This is a genomic window from Streptomyces sp. NPDC005262 (assembly GCF_042872425.1).
Lineage (GTDB): Bacteria > Actinomycetota > Actinomycetes > Streptomycetales > Streptomycetaceae > Streptomyces.
The window spans coordinates 46563-59297 of record NZ_JBIAKK010000003.1; the positions used below are offsets into that span (position 1 = coordinate 46563).

The following is a 12735-nucleotide window of genomic DNA, read 5'->3' on the forward strand; positions in this document are numbered from 1 at the left end:
TTCCGACCCGCCACCGCGCTCGTCCCCGAACCACCAGACAACCGCACAGGTGGGAGGCCTACGCGCTGCTGACTCGGAAGTTGCGCGACAACCCAGGTCACAAGCCCGGCGGTCTGCTCCGATCAGGACAGACCGCCGAGGAAGCGACACGAAGCCGAGGCCCCGATACCCGACGCTCCGTGAGGCAACGGAAGAAGCAGGCCACCGGAGCGGTCTCCGACACCAACCGGGAGACCACAACAATGAAGCCAGTCGCCCCAGATGCCTGCCCTGGCTGAAGGGCTCCCGCCTGGTGAACGGCCGGGTGGGATTCGCCCGGGTCGTCGGGCCGGACCGGGGTCATGTGCCGGCGGACCGCGCGCGTCCTGCGCGGTGCGGGGCTCGCGAGTCCAGAACCTCGCTGCTCTCAGGAGGCGAGCAGGTCGGCCAGCTCCGTGCGTGAGCTGACGCCCAGCTTGGGAAACGCGCGATAGAGGTGGTGTCCCACGGTGCGCGGGCTCAGGAACAGTTGGGTGGCGATTTCACGGTTGGTGGCCCCAGTGGCTGCGAGTCGGACGACTTCACGTTCCTGCGAGCTCAGGCGGCTGATGGGTGAGTCGAAGTCGTCGGCCGGATGATGGGTCTCGCCGGCAGCCTGTAGCTCTGTGGCTGCCCGGCGGGCCCATGTCTGTGCACCCAGCTTGTCGAAGAGCTCCCTCGCGGTACGCAGATGGGCGCGGGCGTCGAGCTTGCGGCGGCCCCGGCGCAGCCACTCGCCGTAGAGCAGTTCGGTGCGGGCCCGCTCGAAGTCACAGCCCGCGGGGTGCAGGTCAAGGGCCCATGTGTAGTGCTTCTCAGCCGACGCATCCGGACCGGTCAGGGCGGCGCAGCGGTGGGCCTGTGCCGTGAAGTGGGGCTGTTGGAGGCCGTCCGCCCAGCTCGTGAGCTGTTCCGCGGGTGCCCTGGCCCGCTCCGGATGGCCCGCGCGAACGGCGGCCTCGATCAGATCGGGCATCAGGTGCCGGGCCAGGAGGGGGTGGCCCACTGCCTGCCGGGCCGCTTCCAGGTGTTCCAGCGCGGCCTGAGCACGCCCGAGGCCGAGGTCGAGCAGACCCAGCGCCCACAGCGCGTCCGCCGTGCCCCGTCCGACGTCGCGGGGGCGGGAGTATTCCAGTGTCAGGCCGGCCAGTTCCCGGGCAGGTTCTTCCTCCCCCCGAGTGGCCGCGAGCACCGCGAGCAGGGCACGCAGGTGGGCGGCTCGGTGGTCCAGGTCGTAGGCCTCCGCAAGCCGGAGTGCCTCGCTGGCGTGTGCCTGTGCGTCGTCGTGCCGGCCCAGCGCCAGCTCCGCTTGGGCAAGCAGATGCAGCGTGGTGGGCAGCCATCCGCCGGTGCCCTGCTCTCGGCAGTGGGTGACCGCCGCGGCGGCCAGCTCGTGCGCGCGCTCGTGGTCGGCGACCAGGTGGCAGTAAATTCCGGCCATCAACCGGTCCATGAGGCCGCTTTCGGCGAGACGAGCGGCCTCTACGTGATCGTCCAGCGTCCGCAGCGCGCCGGGAATGTCGTCGGCGAGCAGCTTCGCGGGCGTAGCCACCACGGGTAGGCAGGGCGCGCGCACAGCGATCTCCGCCATGAGGGCTGCGTCGCCGGCCGAGAAGGCCGCGTGGATGGCGTCGGTCAACAGAGGGGCGAGTTTGTCGGGACGGCTGACGGAGACCGTGTCGGTGCACTCGGCCAGCAGGCGGGCGGCTTGCCCCGGGCTGCCGTAGCCCAACTCGACCACGGAGCGTACGCGGGCGAAGTCAGCCGCCATGCCCGGGTCCAGGAGAGGCAGCGGCACCTGGTCGGTGAGCGCACGGCATCGTTCGTCCTGGCCCGCATCGCTCGCCTTCTGCGCGGCGTTGATCAGGCGGCGGGCGCGCCTCGACGTATCCGCAGTGAGGTGAGCGGCCCGCTCGTACGCGGCGGACGCGGAGGCCATGGCCTGCCGGCTGCCTGCCCACTCGGCGACCCGCTCCAACTCGCCGGCGACCTGCTCGTCCGGGCCGGTCGCCGCCGCAGCCAGGTGCCAGGCGCGTCGGTGCGCGTGCATGTGACCGTCCAGGACCGCGACCAGCGCCTGGTGCACCGCCAGCCGCCAGGCCATCGGGGCGCGTTGATAGGCAGCGAACCGAATGAGGGGATGCCGAAAACGAAGCCTCTGCGCGGAGACGTAGACCAGCTCCGCACGCTCGGCCGGCTCCAGATCCTTGACCTCCCCGCCAAGCCTGGCTCCGGCGGCCAGCACCGTGGGCAGGTCCCCCGTGTCGTCCGCGGCGGCCACCGTGAGCATGCGCTGAGTGGCGTCGGGGAGGTGGCGGATCTGCTCGGCGAAGGCGTCCTGCAGTCGACTCGGCGGCGCCGACTGCGCATCAGGCAGCGGCAACGGCCCCAGCTGCCCGGCCCGCTGAGCCGGAGTCAGGGCCGCTGCCAGTTCCTGCAGCGCCAGTGGGTTGCCTTGGGCCTGATCGATGATCCACTCGGTGACCGGAGGCGCAAGGCGGGGCAGCAGCGACGCGGCTGACTGCCGGTCGACGCCGGTGAGGGGCACGTGGGGCAGAGCCTTCGCTCCGCTCACCGAAGAGGTTTCGCGAGTGGCGAAGAGCATGACGACGCCCTCGGCCCGCAGTCGCCGGGCGGCGAAGACCAGCGCATCCACGGACGGTCGGTCGAGCCACTGCACGTCATCGACCACACACAACAAGGGCTTTTCGGCGGCCGCCTCGGAGAGCAGCGACAGCGCAGCCAGCCCGATGGTGAGACGGTCCCGCACGGTCTCCTCGCTCAAGCCGAAGACCGCCCGCAGGGCTCCGGCCTGCGGTGGCGGCAGCAGGTCGAGCCGATCCAACACCGGCAGGAATAGCTGATGGAGCCCGCCGAAGCCCAGCTCCATCTCCGACTCGATGCCCTCGACCCGCAGCACACTCATGCCTTCGGCATGGGCGACCGCGCACTCGAGGAGCGTGGTCTTGCCGATGCCGGCCTCTCCGTGCAGGAGCAGGCAGTTGCTCTCCCCGCGATGGGCGTCGGCGAGTATCCGACGGATGTGGCACTGCTCTTTTGCACGTCCCTGCACCACGCGCTCCCCCCGGTCCGCGTCCCCGGCCGCAACCGGGCGTCGTGATCACCACTATACGTCTGGGGGTTTGTGGCCCTGGTGGTCCAGGTTCCGGCTGCGGCGCCGCCCACAATCACCTTCGACAGTGCCAGCCGGGACTTCGGCTGCGATCGCGGGAATCGGTCTTGGCTACGTGTCTTCCGGCACCTCTCTGTCCCCGTGGCCGGTGGTGCGACTCAGGCCGACTCGAGCAGCGGCCAGATTTCGACCGTCTCAGGGGTATGGAGGCCCTTGGCCAGTTCTACGGCTTCCTCACGATCGGCAACGTCGATCACGAACCAACCACCGAGAGTCTCCTCACCAGGGTGCGCCGGCCCATCGGTCACGGTGGATGCCCCGTCGGAGGACTTGCGCACGGTCATCGCCGCGATGTGCTCGGTGTCAAGGGCATCGCCACTGATCAGTTTGCCCGCCGCCGCGATCTGCCCGATCCAGCTTTCGTAGGCTCCTCGGTGGGTGTCCCGGTCAGTGCGGATCCCGTTGCGCGACTCGTCCGTCTCGAAGATCACGAGTGCGTATTTCATGAGGTTCTCTTTTCGTTTCGTGTGTCGTCTGGAAGTGCTGTTGCTCAGGCTTCCCGAGCAGCGTGGCGCCCGGTCGCACGGATTTGGGTCAGGTGCCCGGCCGCGTGCTGACGCGGACGAGCGCGCCGGTCTCCAGCGCTGCCCATACAGAGCCGTCCCGGTCCAGGGATATGCCGTGAGGTTCCGAGCCGGCGGTCGGCAGCTCGTGCACGGTGATCTCCCCGTCGAGCGTGATGGAACCGACGCGGTTGGCGGCCCACTCGGTGAACCACAGCGCCCCGGTGCTGTTGGGGGTGATGGCATGCGCTCGTCGGCCCGCACTCCGGATCGAGTTGGTGGGTCGAAGGCTCGCCTCCGGGCACGAACCGTCCGATGCTTCCGCCGTGAACCATGGTGAACCACAGCGCCCCGTCCGCGCCGCTGGTGAGCGAGTACGGTCCGCTGCCGGCCTCGGCGACGGCGAACTCCTCCATGAGCACAGCCATTCAGGCATCCCTCCCCTTCTCATGGCGCGCACGCTTCGCCCACCCACCGGCCGTTCCTGCTCACGCCGTTCCCTACTCACGCGGACAACAAATGGGTCTTGCAGCACCACGCATGGTGGCCGACTTGACGCCTTCATGCGCGGTTTGCGTCCGGCAGCTCTCTTCCGCCCGGCTGTTGCTCAACTGCCTTCTGTGTCAAGCCGGTTGCCGATGCTCTCGATCTCTGCCGGGGTCCCGGCCATGATGGTGCGGGTGTGTTCGGTGACCAGCTCGACGGGCCAGTCCCACCACGCGGCGTGCAGGAGACGTTTGACGTCGTCGTCGGCGAAGCGCTGACGTATGAGCCGGGCCGGATTGCCGCCCACGATCGTGTAAGGCGCCACGTCGCTGGTGACCACGGCGCCGGCCGCGATGATGGCACCATCTCCGATCTGCACGCCCGGCATCACCGTCACCTGGTGGCCGAACCAGACGTCGTTGCCGACGACCGTGTCACCACGACTCGGCATCGCGGTGATGATGTCCAGAGTCTGCTCGGCCCACCGACCACCGAACATGGTGAAGGGGAACGCGGACACCCCCATCGTCGGATGCTCGGCGCCGGCCATCAGGAACTTGGTGCCCGCGGCGATGGCGCAGTACTTGCCGATGACCAGACGCTCCGGTCCGTATGCGTAGAGCACGTTGCGGTGTTCAAAGTCCGTGGCCTTGTCGGGGTCGTCATAATACGTGTACTCGCCCACGACGATCTTCGGTGAGGAGATCACCGGTCGGAGGAACACCACGCGGTCATGGGCAGGCAGCAGGTGAACGGTGTTCGGATCGGGAGACAACGTAACGTCCTTCGTCAATCGGGCCGGTGGTCTGAAAGAGGCGTGCACCAAGGGGCTTCGTACAGCGGCGAGGGCCGTCCGGTCTGTCGGATGCAGGGGGTGTCGCCTCGGTCCTCATGCCGCCGGCGCGGAATAGATCATGCGGATCTCTGTGATCCGGTAGCCGGCGCGGTCGAAGGCTGCGGCCATCGGCGCGTTGCCGGTGTCTGTCGTGGCGGTGATCAGCTCGGCGCCCGTGTCCGCGTGTATGCGGGTGATCTCGGCGAGCAGATCGTCCACGTACCCGTGGCCACGGAATTCGGGTACGACACCCAGGTAGCCGACGTTCCGGGCGTACGGCGTCGCGGACGGGAGAGCAAGCCCGACGACCTGCCCGTCGGGGGCGTATGCCAGCCTCCACCAATCACGTCGGCCGGGGCAGCCGAGGTAGAAGTCCATTTCGCCCCGAGCGGTGGCTTCGGCGCCTTTGGCCTCCAGGTTTCTTAGGGTCTCGTCGTCCAAGCTGCCGACAGCTATCCGCCGGAACAGCCGGAGGAACTCCTCGTCCGACGCCGGGGCAAAGGTCAGCTTTCCCCTGGCCGGGGGGAGACCGGAATCCGGTGTCCACTCCAGACGCAGCCGTTCCACGTCCCGCGTGAGCCCAGCCCGTGCCGCGGCTCGGCCCCGCCATTCGACGGCTGCCGCCGCAGCAGGGTCGTCACGCCAGCCCACGGGCAGCGTCAGGTTGTACAGCGGAGGTCTGGGCGCCCCCTGAGAGGCGAACGCCCGCAGCCCAGCGGTCAGTAGCCCTGTCGCGAGGTCCGCCCGGTCGGCGAGTCCGGGGTCGACGTGCAGGCAGTCCAGGGCGACGGGGTGATCGCTGTCTGCCTGCCCCCACCACAGGGCTCGCGCCGCCACCCGCCCGTCGTCCTCGGCGATCCAGGTCCACTCGGGCCGGTACATCCCCTGCCGCAACTCGGCGCGGTAGCGGTCGGCGTCTATCCAGCCCACCGGCTCATCCACGATCACTTTCACGACGCGCTCCAGATCGGCCTCGGTCGTGGGTCGAAACAACACGTGTTCTCCTACTGCTTGGCGTACGTGGTGACGGTCGTCCCGGTGGTGAAGACCCGGGACCCGGTCAGGGTGAAATGGGAAGGGGCGAACGAGGTGTGGAACAGGGGGATACCGTCGCCGAACACCACGGGGTGGCGATGGACGATCAACTCGTCGATCTCCCCGAGCAACTGACCGGCCAGCACAGCGCCGCCGCACAGCCAGAGGCCCATGCCCGGCTCCCGTTTCAGCCCGCGCACGAACTCCACCGGGTCGCCGGTGACGACATTGACCTCAGGGCCGGGCCGGATCAGGGTCGACGAGAACACGTACTGCCGCAAATGTGGGTACGGACTGGTCGGACCGGCTGCCCGAGCCGATTCGTAGGCGCCGCGCCCCATGACGACAGTGTCGAACTTCTTGTTGGCCGTGCCGCCGATGCCCAGGGACCTGCGGACGCGGTCCGGGACGGTCTCGGGACACTCGGCGAGAATCGCGGCCTTGAGGTCGCCGTCGAATCCGGAGGAGTCGTGTTGCCCGTCCGGACCGGCGATGAAGCCGTCGACACTGCAGCCGATGAAGTACGTGAGCCGACGCATGCGGGGCCCGCTTTCGATCCGTTGCTGCCAGGGACAACACGACACTAGGGAGCCGGCTTCAGGACGGCATCGGTCGACCCGACGTAATGTGACCCGTCACGACCGGGACTTGCCCGGGCCGGCATCAGTAGGCGTATCGACGGCGGCTGTCAGGCGGGAAGTGAGCAGCACCAGGCACTGCCGGGTGCGGGTGCCCGGCCGCGAAGAGCGGCTTCCGGATGGCCGGCGAGAACGGATGCGCCCCTCACCACGGGATGGAACGCTACGCCGAGGGGCCCAGCACCGACGCCCGCCACCCTGGTGCCCGGCCCCGTCCGGTGTCGTACGCCTTACCTGCTTCGAGTCCCATGCAGATCGCCGCAGACCCGGCAAGCGGTCTGCTTGCCGGGTCTGCGGCGGTCTGAACCTGAACCGACCGTGCTGCGGTGATCACGGGTGGGAACACTGGCGGCCGGGCGGGCCGTCCGTTGCCGGAGACCGCCCGGTGGGACTGTGTTTATCGAACGTCGTAGGCGCGGATGACGGTCTGGGTGACCGCGTTGCCGTTGGCGTCGGTGAAGGTGGCCTTCGTCGTGACCTGCTTGCCGGCGGCGCCGGTGTGGTCGAGGACGGCCGTCCATTTGCCGCCCCGCCGCTGTCCGATCCGGTCCCCCAGCCAGCCGCCGACGAGCGCGCCGAGGAGCGAACCGACGCAGATCGAGGCGGTGACCGTGCCGGCCATAGTGGAGCTGAGGCCGAACTATGCTCCGTGATGTCGGGCAGCCCGTAGGCGAGGGAACTCAGGTCGTAGGCGTCGAGGACACTCGCCGAGCCTTGCAGTGCAGGACGATGGGCACCATGTCGTCGGCGACGGTCCCGGGCCGGCGCCGTCGTACTCACGGCCCAGGAGTCGGCCCGGGCCCGCGCACGTGCGCCGGTCCGGGCCGGACGGATGTCAGGTCAGCAGGCGCCGAGGTCCTGCCAGACTCCCCATTCACCCGTGGTGCCGGGCGTCTCGTTCTGCGTCCACCACTTGGCCTTCCACGTGCGACCCCCGTACGAGACGGTGTCACCGGCCGTGTAGACGGCGCTGCTGCTCCACGCGGCCGCGGTGCAGCTGCCGCTCGGAGGCGGCGTGGTGGGAGGAGTGGTCGTAGGCGGGGTGACACCGGCGAACTTCACCGAGTACTTCGCGAAGTCCCAGTCCGACTGGGGCACGCTGCTGCACGTGCCGGAGGTCTGACCGTTGTTGTCGGGCGGGGTGCACTGACGGTCGCGGTTGAGGGACCAGAAGGTGAAGCGGTCCATGTCGTGGCTGGTGGCGTAGTCCAGCACGGTCTGGAAGTCGGCCTGACTGAAGTACTCCCCCGTGTCGCTGCGGCCGTTCATGCCGGAGAAGCCCTCGTGTGCGTACGCAGTAGCCGCGTCCCAGCCGAAGGTGGACTGCAGGATGGAGTTGAAGTTCGTCAAGGCACTCGTCTGTGCGGCCGCCCCGTTGAATCCGCCGTCGAAGGGCATGATGGAGAAGTTGTTCGGCGTGAAGCCCTGGGACTTGGCCTCGTTGAGCATTTGCTTGCCGAACCAGCCGGTGCCGTCGGCGGTTCCCGCGGTGGTGACCGAGACGTAGAGGCCCGGGTTGTTCTGCTGAAGGATCTTGGCCGCGCCGATCTCGTGGGCGATGGCGGCCGCGTTCTCGTACTCCGGCTCCTCCAGGTCGAAGTCGATGGCCTTCAACTGGTACTTGGTGATGACCTGTTGGTAGGCGGCCGCGGTGGACGCCGCGTCGGAGCAGGTCTGGCCGAGCTTGGTACCCCCGTACCCGCCGATGGAGACGGACACGTCACCGCCCTTGGCGCGGATCGCGCTGATGACGGATGCCACGGCGGTGTCCGACGAGACCGGCGACGTACCGTCCCACGTCGGGCTGCAGCCACCCCCGTTGGGGGCGAGGACGAACGCGAGCTGGAACGCCTTGAGGCCGGAGGCATCCATGATGGCGCCCGCGTCCGGCGGGTTGTTGTCGTGCGGCATCAGGTAGGGCGCGGCGGCGTACCACCGGTTGCTGAGCGCGGTGGCGTCGGCGGACGCACCCGAAGCCTGCTGCGCTGCGAAGGCACCGAGTCCTGCGGTGGCCAGCGCGGCGGTGGCGGCACCACCGAGCAGAGCGCGAAGACGCTTCATGGGGACTCCTGTCGGGAGAAGGTGCCGCCAGAATCAAGCGTTGACGCAGGCACGTCAATGCGTTGGACTAGACCATTGCGGATTCTTGAAGATTGACGCACCGGGGAGGCGAACGCCGAGGGTGCGGAAGGCGGAGCGGCCGGCCTGGCCATGGTGTTCAAGCCCGTCGAATCCGCGCAGGCTTGCCGATGACCGGTGAGCGGTGAGCGGTGAGTGCACCCCGTCCCGCCACCCCGAGCGCGGCGCAGCCCCCTCGAACGCAGACACCTCGTCAAATACCGCAAGGATCAAGCCGCCTGGTCCGAGACATCGGAAGCCCCGTCGCCCCGTCGCCCGCAGTCCTGACCGATGACGTGTGGGGACGGACTCGCTCCGGCGACCACAACTCATGCCCGACCCGGTCCGGACACCGGAGTCCGGGAATCCTTGACACCCCGGATCGGCAGGAGGAACATCCTCACGTCGCTGACAACGTTGTCGGAGCGGCGCCGTTCCGGAGTGGTCACGGCGCCCCGCTCCCACCGCGTTGACCGTCCGTCACACATGAAGGGCAGGAACGGTGTCAGACACGCACAACCGTCGGACGCACACCGGGCTCAGAGCCATCAGCTCCGTCGCGGTGACCGCCATGGCCACGCTGGGCATGGTTGCCACAGTCGGCCCCGCTTCGGCGGCTTCCCCGCACGGCACCGTCAAGGATCCGGTGTCGTACGTCAACCCGCTGATCGGCACGTCCAATGCGGGCAACACATATCCGGGCGCCGTCCAGCCGTTCGGCATGCTGGCCTGGAGCCCACAGAACTCGAGGGGCAAGCAGGTCTCGACGCCCGCTCCCGGTGGCTACCAGTACGACGCAACGAAGATACGCGGCTTCAGCCTCACCCACCTCAACGGCGTCGGATGCTCCGGCGCGAACGGTGACATCCCGATCATGCCGTACGTGGGTGACGTCGACTCCTCGCCGAGCACGGACGTCACCGATGCGAAGTACGCCAGCACCTTCTCGCACGCCGACGAGGCCGCCTCGGCCGGCTACTACAAAGTCGGCCTGGCCAGTGGAGCGTCCGCGGCGCTCACCACGACCGCCCGGACCGGCTCGGGGCAGTTCGGCTTCCCGGCGGACAAGCCCGCCAGCATGCTCTTCCGCACCTCCAACTCGGAGAGTGGCAGCACCGGCGCCAGCGTGAAGATCAACACGGCCGACCGGACCGTGACGGGCTCCGTCAGCGCGGGCAACTTCTGCGGTCCGCAGAGCGCGAACAACCGCAAGGACCTCTACACGCTGTACTTCACGGCCCACTTCGACAAGGCGTTCGCGAAGGTCGGCACCTGGACGGACAGCACCGTCGAGCCCGGCTCCACCTCGGCCTCCGGTGGCACGGGGTACAGCTCGTCCGGCAACGCCGTGGAGGGCAAGGGCTCCGGCGGCTACATCACCTTCGCCGACGGAACCACCAAGGTCCAGGCCAAGGTTGCCATCTCCTATGTCAGCCCGCAGAACGCCGAGGCCAACCTCCGCGCGGAGAACGGGCCCCACGAGAACTTCGACTCCGTCAGGGCTCAGGCCGCCAAGGTCTGGAACAGCACGCTGAAGTCGGTCGAGGTGGGTGGCGGCACCGACGCCCAGCGCTCGACCTTCTACACCGCGCTCTACCACTCCATGCTGGAGCCCACCCTGACCAGCGACGTGGACGGCCGCTATCTGGGCGCCGACCGCAAGCCGCACCGGCTCGCCAAGGGGCAGAAGGCGCAGTACGGCACCTTCTCCGGATGGGACCAGTACCGCGCGCAGGTGCAGCTGATGACCCTGCTCAACCCGAGGGCGGGCAGCGACTACGCGCAGTCCCTCTACAACTACGCGAGTCAGCGTGGCGGCGAGTGGGACCGCTGGCTGCTGGAGAACGGCAAGACGAGCGTGATGTCGGGAGACCCATCGGACGCTGCCCTCGCCGGCATCTACGCCTTCGGCGGCCATGACTTCGACGTCCAGGGCGCGCTGAAGTCGCTGGTCAAGGCAGCAACCGTGCCGACGGCGAACGACTCGGACAGCTCGGGCTGCAACGTCGAGTGCGTGGGTCAGCGGCCCGCACTCGACAAGTATCTGGAGCTCGGGTACGTACCGGCGGACAACTGCCACTGCTGGGGAGGCGCGGCCGAGACGCTGGAGGACGCGGCGGCCGACTACGGCCTGTCCGAGCTGTCCCGGCAGACCGGGAAGACCGCCGACGCGAAGAAGTTCCTGGACCGCTCGGGCAACTGGACGAACGTCTTCGACGCCAACGCCACTCCGCAGGGTGGTTACATCCGCGACCGCAAGGCCGACGGCACCTGGGTGGGCACCTTCACGCCGGGTACCGGCAGCGGATTCGTCGAGGGGTCCAGCGCGCGGTACACCTGGATGGTGTACTCGGACGTGGCGGGCCTCGCCAGCGCGATGGGCGGCAACGACCAGGCGCTGAAGCGGCTCGATGCCTTCTTCCGTACGCCGGACGGAAAGTTCGACTTCTCGGCGCGGGACGCCACGCGTTACGACGCGACCAACGAGCCGGACATCAACGCCCCTTACCTGTACGACTACTTGGGGGCTCCGTACAAGACGCAGGAGACGGTCCGCGCGGAGATGGACCAGCTGTGGACCGACACCCCTGGCGGCATCCCCGGTAACGACGACGCGGGAACCATGTCGTCCTGGTACGTGTTCTCGGCGCTGGGCATGTACCCGCAGAACCCGAGCCGAGCCGATCTGATCCTCTCCGCTCCGCTGTTCCCGCACGCGGTGGTGCACACCGGCCACGGGAAGACCATCACGATCAACGCACCTGCCGCTTCGGCGGAGAACACGTACATCCACGGCCTGAAGGTCGATGGCAGGACGTCCGACAAGCCGTGGGTTCCCGCCTCGCTCGTCACCCGTGGCGGCACCCTGGACTACGCCCTCGGCGCGACCGCGGACACCTCCTGGGGCAGCGCGGCGGCCGACACCCCGCCGTCCTTCCCCGGCGGCGGTGTGAAGTACTTCACCGGCGCCACGCCTGAGCAGCTGAAGGTGGAGCCCGGATCGGGAGGCGCGCAGACGACCGTCAAGGTGCAGACACTGGAGACAAAGACAACCGACGTCCACTGGACGGCGAAGCCGCCGGCCGGTGTCACCGTCACACCCACGGAGGGCGACTTCGCGGTCCCGGCCGGCGGTTCGGCGAGCGCGAAGCTCACCGTATCGGCCGCGGCGGACACGGCCGAGGGCCACTACACGGTACCGGTGTCTCTGAAGTCGTCCGCAGGGGACGAACTCCCGAAGACGTCGGTCGCGGTGACCGTCGCCGAGAAGAACAGCATGCTGTGGAACCGCAACAGCACCGGTATCTCCGTCGACGACGACAATCCGCAGGCCAACTTCGACGGTGAGGGATGGAGTTACTCGGCCAAGGCACTCGCCGCGGCAGGCGTGACGCCGGGCGGGACGGTCTCGTCCGGCGGCTTCGACTTCGCCTGGCCCAAGGTGGGCGCGGGCGACCCGGACAACGTCGAGGTCGCGGGAGCCAGCCCGCAGGTGCTGAACGTCCCGTCGGCGCCCGGGCACACCAAGCTCAGCCTGCTGGGCAGCGCGGCCGAAGGCTCGGCCAGCGGTCAGGTGACGTTGACGTACACCGACGGCACCACGCAGCAGGCCGAGGTCGGCTTCAGTGACTGGACGCTGGGCGGCGGTACGCAGAATCCGTCGTTCGGCAACACGGTCGCGGTCCACACCACGTACCGCGATGTCCAGGGCGGCGGTAAGGACCCGGTGGGTACCGAGATCTTCGCCACCGCTCCGGTCGCGCTCCAGGCGGGCAAGCAGCTGGCGAGCGTGACCCTGCCGTCCTCCACCGACGGCGGCGTGATCCACATCTTCGCAGTGGCCACCGCCTGACACACATCGTCGGCACGGGCCGTCACGGCAGGGACACCGTCCTTGCCGTGACGGCC

9 protein-coding genes are annotated in these 12735 nt (G+C 68.7%); 1 reads left to right on the forward strand and 8 read right to left on the reverse strand.

Annotation, left to right across the window (positions count from 1 at the left end; translation table 11 throughout):
- Positions 1-406: 406 nt before the first annotated feature.
- The 8 genes from ACFYP5_RS10230 to ACFYP5_RS10265 form a co-directional block, all read right to left on the reverse strand.
- Positions 407-3091: an ATP-binding protein gene (locus tag ACFYP5_RS10230; protein ID WP_389033106.1), complete on the reverse strand. Its 2685-nt coding sequence runs from the start codon at positions 3089-3091 to the stop codon at positions 407-409.
- Positions 3092-3309: 218 nt separating this feature from the next.
- On the reverse strand, positions 3310-3657 hold the full coding sequence (locus ACFYP5_RS10235) for a YciI family protein (protein ID WP_389033109.1): 348 nt from the start codon (positions 3655-3657) through the stop codon (positions 3310-3312).
- Positions 3658-3745: 88 nt separating this feature from the next.
- Positions 3746-3868, reverse strand: coding sequence for a hypothetical protein (locus ACFYP5_RS10240; RefSeq protein ID WP_389033112.1), 123 nt, complete (start codon positions 3866-3868; stop codon positions 3746-3748).
- A 453-nt stretch (positions 3869-4321) separates the two neighbouring features.
- The gene (locus ACFYP5_RS10245; protein WP_389034409.1) at positions 4322-4975 is read right to left on the reverse strand and encodes a CatB-related O-acetyltransferase; all 654 of its coding nucleotides are present in this window, start codon (positions 4973-4975) and stop codon (positions 4322-4324) included.
- Positions 4976-5089: 114 nt separating this feature from the next.
- Positions 5090-6031, reverse strand: a complete 942-nt coding sequence (locus ACFYP5_RS10250) for a GNAT family N-acetyltransferase (RefSeq protein WP_389033115.1) — start codon at positions 6029-6031, stop codon at positions 5090-5092.
- Positions 6032-6039: 8 nt separating this feature from the next.
- Positions 6040-6609, reverse strand: coding sequence for a dihydrofolate reductase family protein (locus ACFYP5_RS10255; protein ID WP_389033118.1), 570 nt, complete (start codon positions 6607-6609; stop codon positions 6040-6042).
- Positions 6610-7105: 496 nt separating this feature from the next.
- Entirely contained in the window at positions 7106-7330 is a 225-nt protein-coding gene (locus tag ACFYP5_RS10260; RefSeq protein WP_389033121.1) for a hypothetical protein, read from the reverse strand.
- Between the two features lie 218 nt (positions 7331-7548).
- Entirely contained in the window at positions 7549-8769 is a 1221-nt protein-coding gene (locus ACFYP5_RS10265) for a carbohydrate-binding protein (RefSeq protein WP_389033123.1), read from the reverse strand.
- A 628-nt stretch (positions 8770-9397) separates the two neighbouring features.
- On the opposite strand from ACFYP5_RS10265, the gene ACFYP5_RS10270 reads away from it, so the two are divergent.
- The gene (locus ACFYP5_RS10270; protein ID WP_389034412.1) at positions 9398-12679 is read left to right on the forward strand and encodes a GH92 family glycosyl hydrolase; all 3282 of its coding nucleotides are present in this window, start codon (positions 9398-9400) and stop codon (positions 12677-12679) included.
- Positions 12680-12735 lie beyond the last annotated feature (56 nt).